The organism is Synechococcus sp. PROS-U-1, assembly GCF_014279755.1.
Lineage (GTDB): Bacteria > Cyanobacteriota > Cyanobacteriia > PCC-6307 > Cyanobiaceae > Parasynechococcus.
Map to the genome: position 1 here is coordinate 1,546,306 of NZ_CP047951.1, position 24,171 is coordinate 1,570,476.

At 58.8% G+C, this 24,171-nt stretch carries 16 protein-coding genes and 1 pseudogene; 6 read left to right on the forward strand and 11 right to left on the reverse strand.

The genetic code is table 11. The features are described from left to right. Positions 1-24: 24 nt before the first annotated feature. Together SynPROSU1_RS08520 and SynPROSU1_RS08525 are read left to right on the forward strand one after the other, a co-directional pair. Positions 25-996, forward strand: a complete 972-nt coding sequence (locus SynPROSU1_RS08520) for a DUF952 domain-containing protein (RefSeq protein WP_186570143.1) — start codon at positions 25-27, stop codon at positions 994-996. A gap of 20 nt (positions 997-1,016) precedes the next feature. Then, positions 1,017-1,514: a hypothetical protein gene (locus SynPROSU1_RS08525; RefSeq protein WP_186572318.1), complete on the forward strand. Its 498-nt coding sequence runs from the start codon at positions 1,017-1,019 to the stop codon at positions 1,512-1,514. Here the strand turns inward: SynPROSU1_RS08525 and lipA are convergent. Beyond that, a complete protein-coding gene (lipA, locus tag SynPROSU1_RS08530; protein ID WP_186570144.1) occupies positions 1,499-2,398 on the reverse strand; it encodes a lipoyl synthase in 900 nt (299 codons plus the stop codon). The two genes, SynPROSU1_RS08525 and lipA, sit on opposite strands and share 16 nt — an antisense overlap. Beyond that, positions 2,395-2,970 (reverse strand): recombination mediator RecR, encoded by a 576-nt coding sequence (gene recR, locus SynPROSU1_RS08535; protein ID WP_186570145.1) that lies wholly within the window; start codon positions 2,968-2,970, stop codon positions 2,395-2,397. The genes lipA and recR overlap by 4 nt, the downstream gene beginning before the upstream one ends. A gap of 145 nt (positions 2,971-3,115) precedes the next feature. On the opposite strand from recR, the gene psbP reads away from it, so the two are divergent. Together psbP and SynPROSU1_RS13850 are read left to right on the forward strand one after the other, a co-directional pair. Continuing rightward, complete coding sequence (psbP, locus tag SynPROSU1_RS08540; RefSeq protein WP_186572319.1) at positions 3,116-3,670, forward strand: photosystem II reaction center PsbP; 555 nt, start codon at positions 3,116-3,118, stop codon at positions 3,668-3,670. Positions 3,671-3,850: 180 nt separating this feature from the next. After that, complete coding sequence (locus tag SynPROSU1_RS13850) at positions 3,851-10,423, forward strand: hypothetical protein (RefSeq protein ID WP_222929870.1); 6,573 nt, start codon at positions 3,851-3,853, stop codon at positions 10,421-10,423. 78 nt (positions 10,424-10,501) lie between these two features. Here SynPROSU1_RS13850 and SynPROSU1_RS08605 read toward each other — a convergent pair whose 3' ends face one another. The 3 genes from SynPROSU1_RS08605 to SynPROSU1_RS08615 all read right to left on the reverse strand — a co-directional run bounded on the left by SynPROSU1_RS08605 (position 10,502) and on the right by SynPROSU1_RS08615 (position 15,484). Continuing rightward, on the reverse strand, positions 10,502-11,449 hold the full coding sequence (locus SynPROSU1_RS08605) for an LCP family protein (protein WP_186572321.1): 948 nt from the start codon (positions 11,447-11,449) through the stop codon (positions 10,502-10,504). Between the two features lie 67 nt (positions 11,450-11,516). Further along, positions 11,517-13,616, reverse strand: a complete 2,100-nt coding sequence (locus SynPROSU1_RS08610; RefSeq protein WP_186572322.1) for a cation:proton antiporter — start codon at positions 13,614-13,616, stop codon at positions 11,517-11,519. A gap of 62 nt (positions 13,617-13,678) precedes the next feature. Beyond that, positions 13,679-15,484: an ABC transporter ATP-binding protein gene (locus SynPROSU1_RS08615; RefSeq protein WP_186572323.1), complete on the reverse strand. Its 1,806-nt coding sequence runs from the start codon at positions 15,482-15,484 to the stop codon at positions 13,679-13,681. Positions 15,485-15,538: 54 nt separating this feature from the next. Here SynPROSU1_RS08615 and SynPROSU1_RS08620 point away from each other — a divergent pair, with 54 nt between their 5' ends. Next, positions 15,539-15,733, forward strand: coding sequence for a hypothetical protein (locus SynPROSU1_RS08620; protein WP_186570146.1), 195 nt, complete (start codon positions 15,539-15,541; stop codon positions 15,731-15,733). A 3-nt stretch (positions 15,734-15,736) separates the two neighbouring features. Here the strand turns inward: SynPROSU1_RS08620 and SynPROSU1_RS08625 are convergent. Beyond that, a pseudogene (locus SynPROSU1_RS08625) lies at positions 15,737-16,035 on the reverse strand (RNA recognition motif domain-containing protein). Between the two features lie 197 nt (positions 16,036-16,232). Between SynPROSU1_RS08625 and SynPROSU1_RS08630 the strand changes: the two are divergent. After that, complete coding sequence (locus SynPROSU1_RS08630) at positions 16,233-16,427, forward strand: hypothetical protein (RefSeq protein ID WP_186570147.1); 195 nt, start codon at positions 16,233-16,235, stop codon at positions 16,425-16,427. A gap of 20 nt (positions 16,428-16,447) precedes the next feature. Here the strand turns inward: SynPROSU1_RS08630 and SynPROSU1_RS08635 are convergent, their stop codons facing one another. The 5 genes from SynPROSU1_RS08635 to SynPROSU1_RS08655 form a co-directional block, all read right to left on the reverse strand. Beyond that, entirely contained in the window at positions 16,448-16,690 is a 243-nt protein-coding gene (locus tag SynPROSU1_RS08635; protein WP_255444900.1) for a hypothetical protein, read from the reverse strand. 5 nt (positions 16,691-16,695) lie between these two features. Continuing rightward, positions 16,696-18,471, reverse strand: coding sequence for a DEAD/DEAH box helicase (locus tag SynPROSU1_RS08640; protein ID WP_186570149.1), 1,776 nt, complete (start codon positions 18,469-18,471; stop codon positions 16,696-16,698). Between the two features lie 104 nt (positions 18,472-18,575). Next, complete coding sequence (locus tag SynPROSU1_RS08645) at positions 18,576-18,917, reverse strand: phosphomannose isomerase type II C-terminal cupin domain (protein WP_186570150.1); 342 nt, start codon at positions 18,915-18,917, stop codon at positions 18,576-18,578. Between the two features lie 13 nt (positions 18,918-18,930). After that, the gene (locus SynPROSU1_RS08650; RefSeq protein ID WP_186570151.1) at positions 18,931-20,511 is read right to left on the reverse strand and encodes an ATP-dependent RecD-like DNA helicase; all 1,581 of its coding nucleotides are present in this window, start codon (positions 20,509-20,511) and stop codon (positions 18,931-18,933) included. After that, complete coding sequence (locus SynPROSU1_RS08655) at positions 20,508-24,164, reverse strand: UvrD-helicase domain-containing protein (RefSeq protein ID WP_255444582.1); 3,657 nt, start codon at positions 24,162-24,164, stop codon at positions 20,508-20,510. Before SynPROSU1_RS08655 ends, SynPROSU1_RS08650 begins: the two co-directional genes overlap by 4 nt. Positions 24,165-24,171: the final 7 nt, after the last annotated feature.

The window sequence follows — 24,171 nt, forward strand, 5'->3', positions numbered from 1 at the left end:
CCCTGCCAGGGACCACCCGATGCCGTGCTGCCAATCCTCTACAGCTTTCGCCGCTGCCCTTACGCCATGCGAGCCCGCTGGGCCCTGCTAGAGGCCGGGCTTCTTGTGAAGTGGCGGGAGATCGCGCTGAAGGCCAAACCAGCCGAGATGTTGGCGGTCTCCCCCAAGGGCACGGTGCCGGTCTTGGTGCTGCCGGACGGCACGGTGATCGAGGAAAGCCGGGCGGTGATGGAGTGGGCCCTGGATCAAGCCGACCCCCGGGGACTGCGATACGCCGCCGATGCCGTAGCGCTGATCGAGCAGAACGACGGCCCGTTCAAGCACCATCTGGATCGGTTCAAGTACACCGACCGCTACCCCGGCACCAACAAAGAAGAACAGCGCGCCGCCGGCCTGGCGATCCTGCACAGCTTGAACCAGAGAATCGCCGAGCAGGGCTGGCTGCTGGGCGAGCGCTGCTCGCTGGCGGACGCCGCCCTCTGGCCGTTCGTGCGGCAATGGCGCATCGCCGATCCTGAGGGATTCGACAACGACAACTCGCTTGGGGCCTTGCGCAGCTGGCTCAACCGCTTCCTGGAGGATCCCCGCTTCGAGCGGCTGATGCAGCGGGCCGATCCCTGGGATGCCGGTGGGCAACAGCACCACTTCCCCGCCGATGCGGTGGAGGTTCCCCTCGATCAACCCCTGTTCCACCTGGCCCTCAAGGCCGACTGGCAGACCGCTCAGGCCAGCGGTAGCTACCGCATCTCCACCCGGGGCATGACGCTGGAGCAGGTGGGCTTCATCCACTGCTCCTGGCAGGAGCAGGTGAACGCCACCTTTGAGCGCTTTTATGCCGATGCCGGCGAGGTGCTGCTGCTGGAGATTGATCCATCCGCCGTTGGCGCTCCCCTGCGCGCCGATGCCATTCCCACCGGTGAACTGTTCCCCCACCTCTACGGACCATTGCGACTCGACGCGGTGCGCTCAGCCGTGACCATGCCAGCGGCAGCATGAGCACGGCCACCTCTCTATCAATGCTTGAACAGCTGGAAGCCGAGGCCCGCGAGCGGGACCTGCTGCTGCGATTGCAGGTGGGACGCCCCCTTGGGCTGTGGAGCCTGCGGCTGGTGGTGGCCCAGCAAGCCGCCAGCGGCAGCCTGCTGCTTTTGGGAGAAATGAAGGGATGGGCCTATCCCGCCGCCACCGGCCTGCAACTCGACACGATGCGGGTGATGCCGACGGCGCCTGCGGGCGTTGGTGATCTGACCTGGGCCGCCACCATGGCCTGGGCCCAAGAGGTCACCCCCTGCTCACGGGCCAGGTTGCTGGCCATCCGCGACGACGAGCAGCAGCACCGCCGCCTCGTCCGCTACTTCCGCCAACGCGGCTTTCAGTCCAAGCGCGATGTGGAAGCGGCACTTTGGGATCTCCCCCTGCGCATGATCTGGGGCGGCGCCGGAGCCCTGATGAGCGGTGAGGTAGCCAACGTGCTGGACCGCAGTCTGCGGGGCTGGCGTCAGTCGGCGGCGTGATAGCTGCTGCGCACCAACGGGCCACTGCGCACCTGGGCAAACCCCAGATCACGGGCCAACAGCGCGAGCTCGTCGAACTCCTTCGGCGTCCAATAGCGGGCCACCGGAATGTGCTCCAACGAGGGACGCAGGTACTGCCCCAAGGTGAGCCGCTGGCAATCCACGCTTCGGAGATCGTGGAGGGTGGCGATCACCTCCTCGCGGGTCTCCCCCAAGCCGAGCATCAGGCCACTTTTTGTGGGGATTTCAGGCGCCAGCTCCCGGGCCGCCGCCAGTAAACCGAGCGATCGCTCATAGGTGGCACCGCGGCGCACCTCCCCCTGCAGCCGCTGCACCGTTTCCAGGTTGTGGTTGAAGCACACCGGTTGGGCCGCCAGCACCGTGGCCAACCGCTGCCGCTGCGCAGTCACCGCCTGCGCCTGATCAGAGAAGCCACCCCAGAAATCAGGCGTGAGCACCTCAAGGGCAATGAGCGGATTGCGGGCCCGGATCGCCGCCATGGTGCTGGTGAACAGGCTGGCGCCGTGATCGGCGAGATCGTCGCGGGCCACGGCCGTGAGCACCACATAACGGAGCTGCATCGCCTCCACCGCATCCGCCACCCGTTCGGCTTCCGCGGCATCTACCGGCATCGGTGCCTGACCCTTGTCCACCTGGCAGAAGGCACAGCTGCGGGTGCAGATCGAACCGCCCAGCAAAAAGGTTGCCGTTCCTGCCGCGTAGCACTCGCCGCGGTTGGGGCAGCGCCCCTCCTCACAGATGGTGTGCAGGCGGTTCTGCTTCACAAGCCCCTGCACCCGCTCCAACTCGGAGGCGTTGCCGATCGGCCGACGCAGCCAGTCCGGCAATCGCTCAGCAGGAGGGATGGCGCTGTACTTGCTCATACCGGCCGGCGCCCCTCCAGGGCCCTGCTCAGGGTGACCTCATCGGCGTATTCCAATTCGCTGCCCATCGGCAGGCCGTAGGCGATCCGACTCACCGGACAGAAGGGCTTGAGCAACCGCCCCAGGTACAAGCTGGTGGTGTCGCCTTCCACGCTGGGGGTGAGGGCCAGGATCACCTCGCTGATCTCCTCGGAGCTGATCCGCTGCACCAATTCAGTCACGTGCAGCAGCTCCGGGCCGATGCCATCCATAGGCGAAATCAGGCCGCCGAGCACGTGATACGACCCCTGAAATTCGCGGGTGCGCTCCAAAGCCAGCAGATCCCGGGAATCTGCCACCACGCAGATCACCCCATTGCGGCGCTCCGGGTTGCGGCAGATCTCACACTCCGGCTCGGCGGAAAGGTGAAAGCAGGTCTGGCATTGGCCCACCTGGGTGCGGGCCGCCAGCAGGGCATCGGCGAACTGGTGAATCTGCTCTTCGGGTTGATTCAACAGATGCAAAGCGAGCCGCTGAGCGGTGCGCGGACCGATACCGGGCAAACGCTCGAACTGATCAATCAGTCGGGCCAACGGTTTGGTGAAGCCGCTCAGTGGTCTGCCGCCAATGTGGGAAATGTAGATGCTCTAGACAATGGACGTGCATTCAGGGCTGGTGGGGCAATCGCAGCCGAAGGCGTGCAACGGCAGAATGGAAGATGGATTCACAACCCTGCCGATGCAGCTCCTCCAGTCTTTGAGTCGCGTAATCGTTTGCGGCGTCCTGGCACTGGTGCTGGGAGCCTGCGCGGCAGGACCAACGGCAGGGCTGCAGTCGTACCAAAGCCCGGATGGCCGTTTTGCTTTCCTCTATCCCACCGGCTGGACCCAGGTGCAGGTAAGCAACGGACCGCGGGTTGTGTTTCACGACCTGATCCACAGCGATGAAACCGTGAGCCTGATGATCAACAAGGTGAGTGAAGACAACGAACTCAACGAACTCGGCAGTGCTGTTGCCGTTGGGGAACGGTTGCGCCGGGAAGTGATCGCCACCGCCGGCAGCGGTCGCACCGCTGAGCTGGTGGAAGCACAGGAACGCGAGGTGAATGGCCACACCTTCTACGACCTGGAATATGCGGTGCATCTGGAAGATCGCGACCGTCACGAGCTGGCCACTGTGGTGGTTGACCGAGGCCGGCTGTACACCCTGGCCACCAGCGTCAACGAGGATCGCTGGGACAAGGTGGATGATCTCTGCGGCCGGGTGGTGCGCTCGCTGAATCTGCTGATTTGAGCTGCATCAGACGATTAAAGAGCAAAAAAAAACCTAAACACGATTAGTAGCAGCCCTAATCAAGATGAAACGCTAGAGACCACTTGGTACAAATCGGACACAAAAAACCGAATCCCTCAAGTGAGGGATGCAAGTCGCGGACGAAACCATAAATATTGGGTATCAGACGAAACACCTCACGTGCTGAATCCTTCCAAGAGAAACGCAAGCGATGCAGCGTTATGGGTCGGCGAGGAGCAGCGCGGAAGCCTTCAAAGTGGCCCCCTCAGGCGTGATGAGGAGATCGACGGTGATTCAGCTGCTGAGCAGATCGACGGCGAACAAGGCGACGACAGCATCGAAGCAGGAGCCGGTGCCGACACCTTGGAAGGTGGCAAGGGTGATGACACCCTCGATGGTGGCAAAGGCGATGACCTGCTGATTGGTGGTAGCGGTGGTGACACCTATGCGCTGTCGCGAGGTGATGACACGATTCAGGGCTACAAAGCTGGCGATCAGATTGTTCTTTCAGATGATCTGATTGGTGCAGGTTTGCAACGCAAGGATGTCTCCATTGAGAACACCATCATCAATGGCAAAGAAGCTGCTTATCTACGATTTGAAGTTGACGGAAAAACATATACGACAACAGTAATCGGCATCAAAGATGGTGCTGAAGAGATCAAAATCAAGAATGACAATCTCGCCGGAGATAACATCATCGAGTCAGACGAAAAAAACGACAATCTTGAGGCCGGCAAAGGAGACGATCAAATCGATTCAGGCGCAGGCAATGACACCGTTGACGGAGGGAGAGGAGACGATCAAATCAATGGGGAAAAGGGCAACGACAGCATCGAAGCAGGAGCTGGTGCCGACACACTGGATGGCGGAAAAGGGACAGACTCAATTGACGGCGGACTAGGGAATGACGTCCTCGATGGCGGCAAAGGCGATGACGTCCTGAATGGCGGCGACGGAGATGACCTTCTGATTGGCGGAAGTGGGGCCGATACCTATCAACTCTCACGGGGAGATGACACGATCAGGGGCTACAAGGGAGGCGATGCAATTGAACTTTCTCAGGAACTTATTGATGCGGGCTTAAGCAGAAGTGACATAACAATCGAGCCAACCCGAATCGATGGCAAAGAAGCAGCGCTTCTGAGCTACACACTCGATGGCAGGAGATACACAACAACGGTTATTGGAATCAAAGATGCTGAAGACATAGAAATCGGGGCAGCCAAAGCCGAAAATAGCAATGTTTATATTGGAGATAAAAAAGAAGATAACAGAACCAAAGGGGAAAATAATCTCACCAATACCGAGGATAAAGGCACAGAAACATGGACCAAAGACGGTACAGGCGAGGCTGGATTTGCCGAGCCAGGGAGTTCAGCCGAATCAATCGTAGGAGGGATGGGAGATGATTATATTTTTGGAAATCATGGCGAGGATACGATTAGGGGCGAGCAGGGGAAAGACACACTCTACGGAAATCAAGGCAATGACGAAATCTATGGAAACGGAGGCAATGATTTCATTCATGGGGGAGATGAAAACGACACGCTTGTCGGAAGTGGCGGCAAAGATGAAATATATGGCTGGAAGGACGATGACTTACTTCAGGGCGGAGCTGACAACGACATACTGAACGGTGGCGATGGCAATGACTTACTTCAGGGCGGAGCTGACAACGACACACTGAACGGTGGCGATGGCAATGACACATTAGATGGCGGATCTGAAGACGACGCATTCGTAGCGAGCAAGGGGAATGATGTAATCAAAAATTTCAAATATGGTGAGGATAAATTAATAGACGACACAGAAAATGGGTACACCTGGGACAAAGAAAATATTGATTTGATCGACAAAGATTCAGTAAAAATAAACGTGCTTGAGAATGGAGGCGGAGATCCAGTTGGTTCCACAACAATCAAAATATCCAATTACAAAGATTTCAAGGACGCCTTAGACGGAACGGCGACCACACCCAGCTTCCCTGAAGATGAAGAAATCAACGGAGGCGAAGGAAACGACGTGACTGATGGCGAAAATTGGGCCAATGGCGAAATAATAGAAGGAACAAAAAGCTGGAGCGAAGGCAATTCAGATCAACTGCAATTCTTCGAACCCACAGGTGACAAGGTAGACGTTGTTAACGGCAAAGGCGGAGACGACTATATCTTCACTCTCGGCCAAAATGACACCATCGACGGCGGGAGTGGGAACGACACACTATTCGGAAACAGTGGAAATGATGAAGTTAACGGCGGCGCAGGAAATGATTTAGTTTACGGTAATAATGACGACGACACTGTTCGCGGTGATGTAGGTGATGACACATTAAATGGAGGTGCAGGAAATGACAGACTTGTTGGCAACCAACACAATGATCAGCTGTATGGAAATGATGGCGACGATAAACTCTTTGGTAGCGACGGCAACGACATCCTGAATGGCGGTGATGGCAATGATGAAATGTCTGGAGAGGCGGGGCATGACAGATTTAAAGCCAGCCTAGGAGATGACACAATCAAGGATTTTGTCTTTGGTATTGACGAGCTTATAGCTAGTAATAATTACGAGTGGGATGGAGGAAGCATTGTCTTAGATTCCAGCCAAAATTCAGCATCAATCAATGTTTTAGATAAAACCGCTGGCGAAACGGTAGGCACAACGGTTGTAACGATAGAAAATTTCGATGAATTTGAAAAGATATTCAATGATCCAAACAAAAATCCTGATTTTGGCTTCCCACCTGCCGCTGCCAGCGACCCTGACACCAAGTTGATCTATAAAAGCGACAACAAAGACTTCGAAGTTATAGGAGGAACAAAAGCAAATATAATTACAGTCGACCAAATCAATGAATTTGCTAATTATTACTATGAAGACGAAAATCGATATTTGTCGAATATCAGATCCAACAAGCCAAATGGAGCTACAAGAGAAGATTCATACTCAATTGACGGCAAACAGGGGGATGACACCATTACAGGTGGCATCAAAGATGACTCTTTACATGGAGGTGCAGGAGATGACAAACTCGATGGCGGACTTGGCAATGACAGACTTCTTGGTGGTTCTGACAATGACACAATTGAAGGGGAAGATGGAGACGACAAACTTTTTGGGTGGGACGGGAATGACAGCCTTGATGGCGGAACTGGAAATGATTATCTGAAGGCTGAAAATGGTGATGACACCCTTGATGGTGGCAAGGGAGATGACACGCTCGATGGTGGCGAGGGCAACGACATCCTTTGGGGTAGAGATGATGATGACTCACTCATTGGTGGCGAAGGATCAGATCGATTACACGGGCATGGAGGGGATGACACACTCAACGGAGGAGCAGGCAAAGATTTATTTTTCGCAAACAAAGGGAATGATGTAATCGAAGACTTTACTTTTGGCGAGGACAGCCTTCAGGATGCTAACAATTTCATCTGGGATCGAGACAACGCCAGATTTGATGATGACAAACAGGAAGTTACTATTGATGTACTTGAAAAGGTCGGAAGCCAAAAGGAAAAGGTTGGCACAACAACGATTAAAGTTGAAAACTACGGTGACTTGATCGCAGCCATCAATAAAACAAATGAAGAGATTGGTTTCCCACCCATCGGCGCCAGTGATCCCAAAACCGAACTAATCTTTATAGGCAAAGAGCAAAGTCAAAGTTCCAACAAATTCCAAATCATTGGAGGAAATGACAACAATCCCATTGATGTCAACAGCATTGACGAATTTGCACAATATTATTATTCAAACGATGCAAGATATAAGAATGGCAGCGGAACACGAACAGAAAAGCCAGAAACAGTACAACAAGAAGATCAATTCACGATAGATGGTGGAGCAGGTAACGACACAATCAACGGTGGATATGGAGACGATCTTGTGGAGGGTGGTGAAGGGAATGATTGGATTCGAGAAGACAATGCTGATGGGAATGACACCCTGCTCGGTGGCAAGGGAAATGACAAGATCGGCGGTGGCCATGGCGACGACTCAATTGAGGGTGGTGATGGCAACGATATACTTAGCGGACAAAATGGTGATGACACACTGACGGGCGGGAACGGAGCTGACAAGTTCAAAGCAAGTATCGGTAATGACACCATCAAAGACTTCAGCCTTGATGAAGACGAATTGGTGAGCTATTACGACAAGTATTTTTATGATACAAGCTGCATTACACTAGACCCTAATGAAAACTCAGTAAGCGTCAAAGTTGTAGATACAGAAAACAAAAAAGTTGGTACAACAACAATCTTTTTTGAAGACTACAAGATTGCAGAAGAGGCACAAACCTTAAACGAACTCTGTTCAACCTTTCCGCCCGCAGGAGCGAGCGACCCTGACTCGTATATAATCTTTGAGAAGGCGAAAAGTGACAGAAATATTTTCACTGTAAATGGTGGAAACCAAGGCAATATGATCTCCGTAGAAGGAATCAATGAATTTGCCACATTTTACGTTGGCAACGATTCAAAATACATGGTTAGAAAAGACGGAACAACAAAACCAACCGAAGCCACAAAATACGATAATTACAGCATCAATGGCTTTGATGGCAATGACACCATTACGTCTGGAAATGCGAAAGACACCATTGATGGTGGAGAAGGTAACGACATTATCAATGGCCAAGGCCAGAAAGATACGTTGAGGGGTGATCACGGAGACGATACGATCAATGGTGGTGAAGGCAACGATGCTCTTTTCGGCCACAACGGTGAGGATTCGCTGGAAGGCGGCAATGGAAATGATCGCCTTCATGGCGGTTACAACAATGACACCCTCGTAGGAGGAAAAGGAGACGACGAGCTTGACGGAAGAAAGGGGGATGACGAGCTTGAAGGGGGTGAAGGGATAGATACTTTTGTTGCAAGTGAGGGAAGCGATATCATCAAAGACTTTGTATTTGGAGAAGATCAGCTTAAAGATTCAGATGATTACAGTTGGGACAAAAGTGACTTCACCCTGAACCAAGATAATAATACTCTCATCATCGGAACGATTGGGAACAAGGAAGATCAAGAAGGAAAAACTACGATCTTCGTCCAAAACTTCGAGGAACTGACTGATGCCATCAACAAAGCAAATGAAGAGATTGGTTTCCCACCCATCGGCGCCAGTGATCCAAAGACGAAATTAATCTACAAAGGAGAAGAAAAAGGAATCAAAAGCTTCAAAGCTTTGGGTGGGAACGAGAACAACTTCATCACTCCAGAAAGTACCAATGAATTTGCAGACTTCTACTATGAGGACAATTCTAGATACAACACAAAATCACGAGATGAATCCAAAAAACCAAAGGCTGTCACAACAAACGATCAATTTGATCTCGATGGCGGAGAGGGCAACGACACACTTTTAGGAGGGACAAAAAACGACATCCTGGATGGTGGGTCTGGAAATGATGAGATTTATGGAAGTGGAGGCAGAGATCGACTGGATGGAGGAGAAGACGACGACCTTCTTGATGGTGGTGATCAGCACGACACGATGGATGGCGGAGCAGGTAACGACATCATCAAAGGTGGATACGGTGACGACTTCTTGGAGGGTGGTGATGATAATGACAAATTATTTGGTAATGCTTACCAAGACACCCTCAACGGTGGGGAGGGTGATGATACTTTAGATGGGGGCAAAGGAAAAGATACATTTATACTTTCCCCGGGAGATGACTATCTTATTGTAGATATTAAAGACGATGCAATAAGCGTAAGGGGTCAATACACGGCTTCAGTCCTTGAAAGGCCATCGCAACCTGACAGCGACGGCAATTCGTTCTTCAAGATTGGACTGTTCCAAAATAGTAAAGATATAGGCACTACAACGATTCAGTACAAACCTGCTGATCTGGGTGTGTCCAATGAATTACCCATACCCCCAATGCCAGGCCTCCCGGATCCAATCTCGGAAGACTTGCCTCAAAACGAAGGGAACAACAAACCCAATGGAAGCGGTCAAGGTGAGACAGGCGATAACTCCGGCGGCAACGGTGGTAACTCCGGTGGCAGCTCCGGTGGCAGTGGTGAAAAGCCAGGTAATGGCCTCGAAGACGCTCCCGGAGCTGACAACAACGGCGACAACTCGACTGAAGACAAACCCGGCAGTGAGGGCAGCATCGATGGTGAACCGATCACGCCGCCCGTTGATCCTGATCCTGGTCAACCCGAGCCCGAGGCCACTGCTCTCCGCGTCATTGATGTGGATCCAAGGCCAAAAAACAATGCCTTTGAATCCATTGAATCGGGCTCACAAAAAACCGACACTGTTATCGGTTCCAAAGGGATTGACAAGCTCAGAGGCAAAAAGAAGAGCGATCTCATCAAAGGCAAAAAAGGTGCCGATTATCTCTACGGGGATAACGGTGCTGACAGCCTGATGGGAGGCAACGGTGCAGATGTCTTGCAGGGTGGCAATGGAAAAGATGCACTCAAAGGTGGAGCAGGTAGAGATATCCTCTATGGAGGTAAGGAAGCAGATGTTCTGACCGGCAATACCGGAAAGGACACCTTCATTCTCTCGAAAGGAAAGGATGTCATCACCGATTTCAAGGTCAAAAAAGATGCTATCGGTCTGGTCTATGCCCTCGATCTGAACTTCAAACAAAAAGGAGACGACCTCCTTATCAAGGGCAACGATGGTGTGAAGACCTTGCTGCTGGATACCGATAAAGATAAATTCCTCTCCAACTTCCCCGGCAATCTTGAGATCGTGCCGGCTGTGGAAATCAATCTGATCTGATCACACTCCGACAGTTCACTGAATCTGTCCCCCCGCAGCAACGGGGGGACTTTTTTGGATGCAGCTCCAGGCTGGATCTCAGAACAAGAAGCGGAAGCGCTGGCTGCTGGCCTCACTGGCATCAGCGCCACTGCTCTTTGTGGCTGGCCATTCCGTATCCAGATAGCTGATTCCGCCTGCATTGAACGGCACCGCCTTCAAGCTGGACGCGTTGAGATCAGTGGTGCCCATGGCGGTGATCAAGCCACCCAACTCCATCGGCCCGAGATCCGTCTCCAACGCCTGACCCGCAGCCGCAATTAAAGCCGGCAAGCGAATCAGATTCTGCGGTTGTTTCATCCGCTCGAACAGGCCTTTCAAGGCCAACTGCTGCCGTTCCAACCGGCCAAAATCGCCGCGGCCATCGTTGCGCCAGCGCAAAAAGCCCTCCAGATCCTTGCCCTTCAACAGCTGAGGCCCCGGCTGCAAATCGATCACCAGGTTCTGACTTCGATCGACGTAATACAGCCGCTTGGGCACATCCACCTCAATCCCCCCCACCAGATTGGCCAGGGTTTCGATCGCATCCAGGCGCACCACGATGTGATGACGGATCGGACGATTCATCAGTCGCGTCAACTCCCGCTCCACCGCCTCCACACCGCCGTAGGCCATCAGTGCATTGAGCTTCATGCCTCCGAAGCCTTCCGCATCGATGTAACTGTCGCGGGGAATCTGGGTGATCGTCGTGGTGGTGCCGTTCACCCGCACCGTGAAGATCACATCGGTGTTGCTGCCGGTGCGATCACGGCCGAGCACCACCACCTCCCTCGCACCAAAGCCGGTCCAACCGGCGAATGGATTGGCGAGCGGCGCTGGTTGGGGCGGCACCACAGATTGATCTGCCGTTGTTGGCGATTCGGTGTTGATCAACCGGCTCAGGGGAACCGACAGCATCAAGCCGCCACTGAGACCAACCACCACAGCCAGAACCACCGGCCATGTCGCGGCCTCTGAGGAAGGCTTGGCAGGAGGGTCTTGTGCCATGGAATACACGCTATTCCGCATCTTGGCGTGCTCATCCCTTCTCCGGTAGGGGGGGCACGCCGCCCTCCTAAACCAGGGGATCGCTGATCACCATCGAGGCACAGGGGAGCTGACGGATCAATTTGCTGATGCGATCACTGCCGGGAATCGGTAGACCCGCCACCCGCCGACGCTGGGTGCGCAGGATCACCAGATCGTGCTCACGGCTGAGTCGATGAATGGCCCCATCGATGCCGGGTCCCCGCACAATCACGATGTGGAACCGCTCCGCCGGAATCCCCGGCGGTCGCCAGCGGATCAACTGCTGCTCCATCCAGTGACGGTCCTGCCCGCTGAAGCGTGGGTCATGGACATGCAGCAAGGTGATCCGGAGGCGCTGATCCTCCGGAGCAGACGTAATCACCCGCAGAGCTAATTCAAATTGCTCGCGAGCGCTGGCGGAGAGATCTTTGATCGGAACGAGGATCCGGCCCAGGCTGCTGCCTGAGTCGCGGCCAAGGTTCACCACCACCACCGGACAATGCGCCGTGCGGCAGACCCCATCGACGATGTCCCCCATCAGCCAGGCCCTCAGCTGATCCGTGCGCGCGGCGCCGATCAACAACAGATCTGCAGCCTGTTCCAGCGCGGTGCGGCTCATGCCACCGGCGATGTCCTCATCCAGCCGCAGCAGGCTGCGGGTGGGCACGGCCAACTGAGCGCCAATGGTTTCCGCCGTACTGAGCCGCCCACGCGCCGCGGCAACGGCCCGGTTCAAACCACCGCGCATCTCCTCAAGGCTGGGATTCACCATCGCCAGGGGAAGCAGCAGGCCTTCAGCTCCAGACGACCCCCGCACCAGGCGAGCCGCCATGCCTAACAACCCCTTCTCGGTGCTGGGATTGGCCACCGGCACCACGATGCGCAGAGGGCGCTGCACCACCTCGTTGACGCCATCCAGCACCGCCGCCTCCTCACCGAAGCTCACCGGCACCCCCTCCGGACTCGGATCCTTGAGCCGGGTCACCGACTGCTCGGTAAGGATCGGCCCGAGGGTGGCCGTCACCACCATCACCGCCAACACGCTGTTGAGCACAGTCTGATTGAGCAAACCTGCCTGGTAGCCGATGAAGGCGGTGGCCAGCGTCGCCGCCACCTTGGGCATCGTCAGCGACCACATCATCAGGATCTGGGATCGGCGATAGCCGAACAGCAGTCCGCTAATCCAGGACGCCAGACCCTTGCCGCCGATCGCGCCCACCAGCATCAACGCGGTGAACTGAAAATTGCCCAGGCTCTGACCCAGGCTGCCCAGATCCAGCAGCAATCCCAGATCAATAAAGAAGATCGGGATGAACAGCACACCACCCACGAAGATCACCTGTTCCTTCACCCGGCCTTCAGGCAGAACGGAATTCACCGCCAAACCGGCCAAGAAGGCACCGACAATTTTCTCCACGCCAGCCAGCTCAGCCCCGAGAGACGCCAGGAACAAGGCCACCAGAACGGCAAGCACCATCCTGTTTTCATCGCTGATGCCCCGCAGCACCAGGCGCCGGCCCAGCCAGCGGATACCGATCACCACCACAAGGGCGAAGACGCCGATTTTGAGCAGCAGCAGGCTCAGGCCCATGCCACTGAGGTTTCCCTGACCCAAGCCCAAACCCACCGCCAACAGCAGCAGGGCAACGATGTCGGTGAAGATCGTGCTGCCCACGCTCACCACCACCGACTCATCCTTCTGGGCCCCGTAGCTCCGCACGATTGGGTAGCCCAGGGGAGTGTGGGTAGCCATCAAGGCGCCGAGCAACAGGCACGACACCGAGGCAAAACCAGCCAGAAGGCCAATCGATACGCCTGTCCCCACGCCGATCAGCAGGATCAGCAGTCCATAAATGAAGGAGCGGCGCTTGACCCGGTTGAACTCCTCAAGGTCAATCTCCAGACCCATTGTGAACAGCAGGTACACCGCCCCGAGATCCGAAAGCAGCCGTACCGTTTCGCTGGTGCTGTCGACCCAGTTCAACGCATGGGGCCCCACCACCACGCCGGCTGCCAGCAATCCCACCAGATCAGGCAGACCGACCCGTCGGATCAACGGCGGCACCGCCGCACTGATCGCCACCAACAACGAAAACACCCCGAGGGGGTGATGCATGACATGGCTAATCGAGGCCTGCATGGCCATGGCTGCACCGCCAGCTTGCGGACCCAGCATGGTCACCACAGCTACAGCCAACAACGCTTGCTTCAGGAAGCGATAAGCCCTTCTCCGGCCTGCACCTGCCAGAGATTGGTGTAGATCCCTCCGTTGGCCACCAGGCTGTCGTGGGAGCCCTGCTCAACAATCCGGCCCTGATCCATCACCACTATCCAGTCGGCATGGCGAACCGTGCTCAACCGGTGGGCGATCACGACGGTCGTGCGGTGCTGGGTGATCTGAGCCAATGAGCGCTGGATCGCAGCTTCAGTGTCGTTGTCCACCGCAGCGGTGGCTTCGTCGAGCACCAGCACTGGGGCGTCTTTGAGGATGGCGCGAGCCAGAGCAATGCGCTGGCGCTGTCCACCGGACAGGCGTTGCCCCCGTTCGCCGACGAGTGTGTCGTACCCCTGGGGCAAGGCATCGATGAATGCGGAGGCCTCCGCCAGGCGAGCGGCTTGCTGAATCGCCACTGGATCTGGATCGGCCACCCCATAGGCAATGTTCTCGGCCACGGTGCCGTGAAAGAGGTAAACGTCCTGACTCACCAGGGCGATGCAGCGGCGTAGGTCTTGAAGCTGCAGGGTGTCGATCGGAACACCATCGAGACAGATGCGTCCGCCATCGCGCTCATAGAGACGCAACAACAATTTCACCACCGTGCTCTTGCCAGATCCGGTGGCACCGACGATGCCCAGGGTCGAGCCTGCTGGGACTGTCAAATCAAAACCCTGCAACAGCGCAGCACGCCCGGCATAGGCGAAATCAACCGCTTCAAAGCGGATCTCACCCCGCAGCCGCCGCGGTTCCAGAGGCATCATCCCTCCCTGAATCATCACGGGCGTATCGATCAGATCGAGCACCCGTTGCGTGGATGCCATCGAGCGCTGGTACTCGTCCAGGGTTCGGCCAATGGCCGTCAACGGCCAGAGCAGGCGTTGGGTGATAAACACCAGAACGCTGTAGGTGGCCACGGGAAGTTCACCCGCCAAGGCCTTGAAGCCGCCGATCAACAGAATCGCCAGGAAGGCAAACAGGATCGCGAAGCGGATCAAGGGGATGAAAGCTGCCGAAAGACGGATCGCCCGGGCATTGCTCTGGCGGTAGGCCAGGCTTTCAGCCCTCAGGCGCTCCAGTTCCAAAGCCTCTGCGGTGAAGCTCTTGATCGTGAGCATCCCCCCCAGGTTGTTGGCGAGCCGGGCGGCGAGATCACCTGCCCTGGCCCGCACCTCCCGGTAGCGCGGCGCCAGCCGGCGTTGGAAATGCAGCGATCCCCAGAGAATCACCGGGATCGGCATGTAGGCGAACAGGGCCACTTCCGGCGCCACCATGGCCATGCCAATCCCCACCACCAGAACGGTGGTGATCAACTGCAGGATCTGATTCGCGCCTCGATCCAGAAACCGTTCGAGCTGATTGATGTCGTCGTTCAGCACCGCCATGAGGCGACCGGTGCTGTCCTGCTCGAAAAAGGCCAGCTCCAGTTTCTGCAGATGGTCGTAGGCCTCGAGCCGCAGGCTGTGTTGCGTGGTCTGGGCAAGGTTGCGCCAGAGCACGTCGTAGAGGTACTCGAACAGCGATTCCGCTGCCCAGATCACAAAAGTGAGCAGGGCCAGAGCCCACAGCTGCTGGCCTGCAGTCTTCAGGCCAAAGCCAGCCAGCACAGATTGCTCACCGCGCAGCACAACATCCAGGGCGAGGCCGATCAAAGCCGGTGGCGCCAGATCGAAGAGCTTGTTGAGCAGGGAGCAGGTCACCGCTGCAACCACCAGACGACGCTGTGGAGCCAAGTGACGCAACAGCCGCAACAACGGGGAGCGATTTGCTGAAGCTTTGCTGAGGGTTCGATCCAACAGGGTTTTCTCCCTCTGAAGACGCACTACAACGGAATCACAACCGAAGGAGGTGCAATGAGCCGATCAAGGTCGTTCAACCGCTTTCACCGCTACCTGGCGCGGCAGAAACGCCGCGGACTGCGAGCTGTGTTGCCCCAGTTCCAGACGTCTCAAGACCATCAAGACAGCCCAGCCGATGGCAGCGCAGAAACGCTGCTGCGGCTGAGCTGGCGTGAAATGGAGCTGGACCTGATGGAAGCCGAGGCTTAAGCCTCAACCGCGGTAACCACCACCACCACCGCCACCGCCACCACGGGGGCCGCCGGAACGCTCCCGGGGGGTGGCTTTGCTGACCCGAATCATGCGGCCCATCCACTCCACATCCTGAAGATCGTCGATGGCTTTCTGCTCATCGGCATCGTTGGCCATCTCGACGAAGGCGAAACCGCGTTGCGACCCGTCTCACGATCCAGGGGCAGGCTGCAGTTCTTGACCTCGCCGTACTCAGTGAAGAGATCGAAGAGGTGCTCTTGCTCCGCCTGGAACGAAAGATTGCCGATGTAGATGGTCATGGACCGTGGAACCGTTGGATGTGCTCGATCGCTTGAGCAGGTTCCGAAAGCTCGGAAAGGGCCAATGCTCAGGCGTGAACCCGATGACGTTACAGGGCAGTCGCACGAAACAACACAAAAAAAAGAAGCAATTCCGAAGACCTGCCTGCGATTCGCCCATCCACTCCATTGTCAGAAGACCCTGACAGAGGAGTGAGATGACATTCGACAGCCTTTACTGCCAAGCCCTGTGCTGGACGACTGACGGGGAATTGGACCCTGGCGACAAGCTTGTATTGCTCAACAGCCTGATTCCGCAATCCACGCCAAGCGAGCAGATCGAGCTGATTCAAGTGGTGGAGCAACTCGGCCTGCTACAGCCTGAAGTCACAGTTCAGGTGAGCAATCTCTGACCCGAATGGAGCCCAGGGGATCAAAACGCGTAGGCCTCAGACGCTTTGGCCTTGCAGGTGGCCTGGGCCGCCTTGATTCCCGCCCCGTTTTGCACCTCGGCCAAGAAACACCGGCAAGTGTCCTCAACCATGCCCTCAGGGGGAACCTTCCCAGCGCTCTGAAGCTCGGCCTTGACGGCCGTTTTGCAGAACTCGGTGATCAGGCTGTTGTCCGAAGCCGCTGCCGAAAGAGAGGCGGAGACCAGGACAACAGCCAACAGCATTCGCATCAAGAGGCCTGAGTGATCTGCAGTTCGCGGTTCATCACCCGCAAACGGCGCAGATTGTTGAACACGTCCTCGGGCATGCCCTTGGGCAGATCCACCAGGCTGTGGTTGTCGAAGATCTGGATGCGACCAATCAACCGCCCCTGCAGACCGGTCTCGCCAGCAATGGCCCCGACCAGATTCCCAGGCTTCACCCGATCGCGGTGGCCCACCTCAACCCGGTAGCGCTGCATGTTCTCTTCGGGGGCACGGGCCGGACGGTCGCGCCGCTCACGGCGGTCTCCTGAGCTGCGGTCGCGGTCGTCGCGTCGGGTGTTCTGAATCCAGTTGTCATCCCCTTTACGCAGAAGCGGGTCAGGACCAATCGCCAGATTGAGAGCCGCCATGGCCAGTTGCTCGGGACTCAATTCCAGTTCGGTGGCCACCCGCTGCATTAGTTCCTTGAGCAAGGCCCCTTCATCGGCATCGGGGCGTTCCGCCTGGGCCGCATCACTCAAGCGCTTGCGCAACCGGTCCAGACGTCCCTGGTTGATGGCCGTATTACCGGGCACCTCCATCGCTTCGATCGGCTGACCGGTGGCCCGCTCGAGGTTGCGAATGAAGCGTCGTTCCCGTGGAGTCACAAACAGAACGGCTTCTCCGGTCCGACCGGCCCGGCCCGTCCGACCGATGCGGTGCACATAGGCCTCGCTGTCGAACGGCATGTCGTAATTGATCACCAGACCAATCCGCTCCACATCGAGACCCCTGGCTGCAACGTCCGTGGCCACAAGGATGTCGACCGATCCACTGCGCAGCCGCTCCACCGTGCGCTCCCGCTGGTTCTGCGGAACGTCGCCGTTGAGCACCGCCACTTGATGGCCACCAGCCTCGAGCGTTTCGGCCACGGTCAGTGTGATGGCCTTGGTGCGAGCAAAGATGATCACACCCTCACCACCACAGGCATCCAGAGTCCGCTGCAGGGCTTCGAGCTTGTGCGGCATCGGCACCGTGATCGAGCGCTGGCGGATCCGCTTGCCCTCCTGATCCTTGGTGCGGATCGTCACCTCCGCAGGGTCCTTGAGATAACGCTTGGACAAGCGACGGATCTCCGGAGGCATCGTCGCCGAGAACAGCACCACCTGCCTCTGCTCAGGCAACTGATCGAGAATCCACTCCACATCATCGATGAAGCCCATGCGGAGCATTTCGTCCGCTTCATCGAGCACAAGGCTGCGCAGACCACTCGTGTCGAGGGTGCCCTGGCGCATGTGATCCATCACCCGTCCGGGGGTGCCCACCACCACATCAACCCCGCGCCTGAGGGCACTGATCTGAGAGCGGAAGTCCGTGCCGCCATAGACCGCCAGCACCTTCAGATGGGGATGGCCGGCGGAATAGGCCTTGAAGGAATCGGCCACCTGCATCGCCAGCTCCCGTGTGGGGGCGAGCACAAGAGCCTGGGGTGTTTTTTGGCCGCTCTCCAGACGCTCGAGCAACGGCAACGCAAACGCTGCTGTTTTGCCGGTGCCGGTCTGGGCTTGTCCCACCAGATCACGGCCCAGCATCAGCTCGGGGAATGCTGCCTTCTGGATTGGGGACGGTTCGCTGTATCCCTTGTCCGCCAGCGTGCGCATCATGGCTTCGCTGAAGCCAAAACCAGCAAAACCGGACTCCGGTTCAGACGGCGTGATTGTGGTGGTGAACACCTCAGCATTCGGTTCTGATTCCGGAAGCGCCGATGCAGAAAGATCGACTGCGCAGGCGGAATCGTCGCGCTGCTGTTGCTGTTCAGTCATAAAGGTGGCTTCGCCTGATTGAACTCTGAAATCAGGCTCACAACCTCCCTGCAACCGAAACAGTTGCGCTCTGGTTGTGTTGCCTACGCTTCAAAGGTTGAAATTCAATTTATCACCCGGCCGTAATCATCCTGCAGGCGTTCGATGTCGTCTTCCCGCAGATCCTCTCCATGCTGAACCTCCAAGATCAGTAGATCAGCGCCGTTTGCACGGGCGCGATGCACAGCGCCGCAGGGGATGGAGAGCATGACGCCCGAGCTCGCAGGATGCCAGTGATCGCCGCAGAGCAGAGCACCTGTCCCAGACACCACCGTCCAACTTTCACTTCGATAACGATGCCGCTGCAGGGATAACTGCTGCCCGGACCGCACAAGCAGCCGCTTCACCAAATAGTTCTCCCCCTGGGTCAACGTTTCGTACCAGCCCCAGGGACGCTCAACACGCATCAGCTCACCTGCATCAGATCACTGTCACCAGGTCAAGGCTGACACGGGCACGGGTGATGGCGGTGTAAAGCAATCGGCGTTGATTCTCAGCTGCAGGGCCATCTTCCAGGGGATCAGGCCACAGCACGATCACCCGATCCGCCTCGCTGCCCTGGGCCCGATGGATGGTGAGGGCGACCGCAGGCTCCAAGCGCCGCAAACGAGCTGGATGGAGTCGGCGCACCTCCACCTGGCCATCAGCATCCACCACCTGAAACAGCAAACGTCGTTCCGAACCAACACCGATGACGACACCCAGATCGCCATTGGCCAAACCGAGTTCCGGTTGATTGCTGCCACAGATCACCGGCAAGCCGACGGGCCAGCGCTCGACCTTGTCCGCGGCACTGGCACCCAGAAGCGTGCGGTGAACATCATCCAGACTCCAGGGTCCTCGACGGCGAGGACACAGCAACAGATCCTGCGCAAGGACCTCGAACAACGGCCGGGACACCGCCATCAACTCCTGATCAGGGCAGCGGTCGAGGTCACCAGCCAGCTCCTGCAATCGCTTGAGGCGCTGCAGCCAACGCTCACGCACCAACGCCGGAAAACGGCGCAAGGGGCTGGGATGCGCCTGGAGATTGGCCTGCTCGGGCAAGGCAGCCAGATCCGCTGCAAATGCCGTCAGATCCCCCTGGCGCAGGTGCTGCGCCACCCGGGCCAGAGCACCACGGTTGCGGTAGGTGCGCTCCAGATGCACCGCACCGGCACCGAAACGGCCGCGCACCTCGGGTTGCTGAAGCCGATGCCAGACCGCCCCACTTCCCACCGGTGGCAGCTGGGCTGGATCCCCCACCAGCACCAGCCGACAAGCGCGGGGCAAGGCCTCCAGCAAGGCCTGGCTCAAGGCCAGATCCAGCATGGACATTTCGTCGATCACCAAAAGGTCCAGCTCCAAGGGGCGCTGATGGTGTCTGCCGAATCCACGGCTGCCGGCCTCCAGCCAGCGGTGGAGCGTGCTGCAGGGCAACGGGGCTCGCTGGGCCAGAACCGCCTCCCCGAGGCGCCGGGCCGCCTTGCCCGTGGGAGCGGCCAAACCGATGCGCAGGCCGGGATGGCGGGCTTCCGCCCGGGCCAGAATCTCCACCACCGTGCTGGTTTTGCCCGTGCCAGGGCCACCGCTGAGCAGCACCACAGACGCCTGATCAAGAGCAAGCACAGCAGCGCCCTGTTCAGCATTGAGGCGACCCGACAGGCCTGGCTCGGCATCCTTGACGGGCGCGGGGCAGGGAGCATGAGCCCGCTCCACCAGCTCAGCCACCACCTGCTCCATGGCCTGCAACCATCGCCGCCAGCCCAGGCGGTCGCCCTGACGCAGCAGGGGAGAAAACTCCCCCTCCAGCCAGCCGCTGGCTTCAGCGACGGCCAAACGTCCTGGCGTCAGCGCCACCGTCAACTCCCCCTGCTCCAAGGCCAGGACAAGGTCACGACTGAGCTCCTCCAACTCCGGGTCCTCGACCTGGGGCGGAATCCGGCGCCGCAAGGCGGCATGGAGGCCGGCCGGGAAGCTGGAGGGCCATCCGCTGGTTCCCTGCGGCCGCGGCTCCGTCACGCCGGCACCTCAGCCAGGGCACGATCAAGCGCTGTGATGCGGTTGATGGGCACGGATTCGACGATGCGACCAGGGCCGACAGCGCCACTTAGCGATGCATCCACCGGTCCGGGCATTCCCCGCAGAAAGCAGTAGACGTACCCCCCCAGATGACGCTCCGGGGAGTAGTCCGGCAGCCGCCAACGCAGATGTCGATGCAAGGCCACCAGATAGAGATGCGCCTGGAGGGGGTAGTGGTGATGCAGCATCTGATCCTCCATTGCGTCCTGGGAATAGTGGAGGGGGCCGCATAAGCCCGGCTCAGCACCGGTGCGCCGCTCACCGATCCAGTTGCTCTTCCAGTCGAGGACCCACCAGCGCTTGTGCTGGGGGTCCTGAAACACCAGATCAATCGACCCCGTCAGAAAACCGCGGCTGTTAATCGATAACGACGACAAGGCAGGGCTGTAGGACGCACCGAACCGAGCCTGCGCATCACAGGCAAAGGCGGCGACCAAATCGGCGGTGCGCACATGGTGCACAGGCAGATCGAAGCTCAGTTCAGGCAGGCGCTGATCCGGCCCCAGCTGATCCAGCGACAACGCACCCAAAGGTCCACCCAGGGGCGTCTGAAGCACCTGCTCCAAGCCCGACATCACATCGTTCTGCAAGCCTGAATCGAGGCCAGACCGCCGCAACTCAGCGTCGATCAGCTCCAGTCGGCCGCTGGATTCAGGCGCCTCAGCAGCGGTGAAGGGAAAGCGTTCGAGGATCCGATGCAGGCAGTCCCCCGCCGCGGCCCCACGGGGGAAGGCCGCCAACGGCCCCGTCTCGGACCACTGAGGTTCCGCTGCAGCCGATACGGCTTCCTCAGCCCCTGGATCGCGATCGCGCCCCAATTCATGGAGCTGAATGTCGTCGGAGGAAGCAATCCAGGCCGAGTAGCTGGCCCGGCCCCAACTCCGGTCGATGCGCTTGGGGATCGAACCAAGGGCCAACGGCTCCGCCACCAGCGGAGGCCGCCAACGCTTGCCGCTGGGCAGGCTCTCAACCAGACCATCAATGCTGATCGAAACCTTTCGCGATGCCAGGGCATCGCTCAGCCGCTCATCGGTGAGGCTGTCGATCGCGTCCCCAGCCGCCTCTGCACCAAAAAGCCAGGCGGGCAAAGGCGAGCCCTCCTGGCCGTTGGCCCTGGCCCAGATCAGGATCAACTGGGATTGGGCTCGGGTCACCGCGACATAGGCCAGCCGTTCGGCCTCGGCCATGGCCTCCTGCTGCGCCTGTTGCGCCGCCTGCCAGCCCTCCCCCCAGTGAACATCCACCCGCACGAGACACTCCCCGGAGCGGGGGTCACGCCAGAGCGGACCGGACACGGCTGGGGGGGACTGCCAGAGGTAGGGGCAGATCACCACCGGATATTCCAAACCCTTGCTGCGGTGGACGGTGACCACAGCGATGGCGCTGTCGGCCTGATCGCTATGGGGCTGGCGGGCCTCCGGCACCGGCTGGCTGGGGTGCAACCGCTCCCGGCGCAACCAATCCGCCGCAGTGGCCACATCCAATCCCTGGCGGTGCATCGCCTCCTGCACCAGCCGCGCCGCCTGCTGCAGATCCCCCAGCATCCTGCCCCGTTCCGACAGCCCCGCCATCTGTTCTCCCTTCAGCAGATCGGCCAGGGCCCCGAGCAGGCCCAGCCGCGGCATCGCTTCAGCCAAACCACGCAACTGCAGAGCCAGATGATCCAGCAGGGCCGGCTCCAGGGCATCGGGCGCGATGTTCATCAGCCCCGAGCAGGCCAGCAAGCGCAGACGTGCGTCATCGCCCGGTTCCGCCAGGGCATCGAGAAACCACTGCAACAGCAGGGCGGCTTCGCTGTCGAGCACGTCCCCCTGCGTCACCAGGCGGGTGGGGAGCCCACAGCTTCCCAGGGCCCGGCGCAGGTCTTCCGCCTGTTGATGGCGACTCACCAGCACACACAGGTCAGAGGGATTGAGGTCCTCCCGTTGCTGCAATTGCTCCAGCACCATCGCGGCGAGCCGCTGGGGCAACTCTTCCTCCAGGGCACTGCGGCTGGAGGTCGCCTCGGTGGACAGCAGCAGCAGTTGCAGTGCCGGGGCGTCCTGGGGTGGGGTGGCGGAGCTGCGGGGCTGCACCGCGGGCACCGGCAGTTCAGATCGGGGGAGACCCGGAGCCATCAACCGGTTCAACCCCTCCATCAGCGGTGCCGTTGTGCGGAAGTTGTCGAGCAGGTGATCGATCCGCTCCACCTGATCCCGCGCTGCCATGTAAGTCGCCAGATCACCACCACGGAAGCGGTAGATCGCCTGCTTGGGATCCCCGACCATCAGCAGCAGGTGGCGTTCACCACCACCAAAGGCGCGCTGCAACAGGCGCCACTGCACTGGGTCTGTGTCCTGGAACTCATCCACCATCACAGCCCGGTAGCGCTGTTGCAGGGGCGCAAGCCAGGCAACGCCGCCATCGCCGGGGTCCATGGCGGCCAACAAGCCGCCAAAGGTGATCACACCGCGGCGGCGACGGCGGCGGTCCAGCTCCCGCAAGCCCCGTTCCAGCAGGTACTGCCAGGTGCGCTCGATCGGTGCATCCCAGAGCGCCGCAACAGCAGCCTGCAGGGCCGGCGTCACCAGGCTGGGGTCGGTCTCGCCGCACTTGCGCGCGACCTTGCACCAACTGCCGGGGTGGAAGTATTCCTTCAGCGGCTTCTCATGGGCTGCAATCTCCAGCAGCGATGGCACCGCGGTCTGCCCATTCAGCCACTGGATGATCTGCGCGCAACGATCGCTTTTGGGCTTGGCGGAGTAAGGGGTGGTGGCCCCACAGCCCTGGGCTTTCCACTGCTCGGCCGCCTGACGGAACCCGGCATCCAGGGCGGCATGGTCCCGCTGCCAGAGCGGCACGAAGTCATCCCAGAGCTGCGCCAGCCAGTGCTCCAGCTGTGGGGCGAGGGACTGGTCCAGATCGATCGCCCCATCAGTGGCCCGGAACCGCGGCTGCTGTTCGCCATCGAGTTGCGCCAGCCCTCTGCGCAAGGTCTGAGGCGAGAGGCCGCGTTGACGCAACACCTTGAACTGATCCGGAGGCAGGCTGTGCAGTTCCTGTTGCCAGAGGTCCTGCACAACCTCGGATTGGAGCGCGGTGGCGTCGGTGTCCAGCTGAGGCTCCATCGCCGCAGCGTTGTTCAGGGCCAGACGGCGAAGACTGCGGCGGCAAAAGCCGTGGATGGTGGTGATGTCGGCCCGGTCCAGCTGCTCAAGGGCCACCAGCAACCGCCGTATCCAGGTCTGACGAGGAACGACGTCTTCAGAACCCGCCAGCCACTCCGCCAGAACGGGGTCTGGGGCGGAAGGCTCTAGGCCCTGCTCCAGCTGTTCGAGTCCCTGCAACGCCTGTTGCAGCCGCTGGCCGATGCGGGAACGCAGCTCTTCGGCCGCTGCATCGGTGAAGGTCACCACCAACAAGGCCTCGAGGGCGTGGTCGGCCTCCGTGATCAGCCGCAGGCAGAGATGCGCCAAAGCAAAGGTTTTGCCGGTGCCAGCGCTGGCCTCAAGCAGGCGGATCCCAGGGCCGAGGGGATAGGTGTTGGCATCGAAGCGCTGAGCCATGGATGGAGTCTGATCGGCTCCGGCCTCGAAACCAGTGTTAACTTCCATGAAGCAG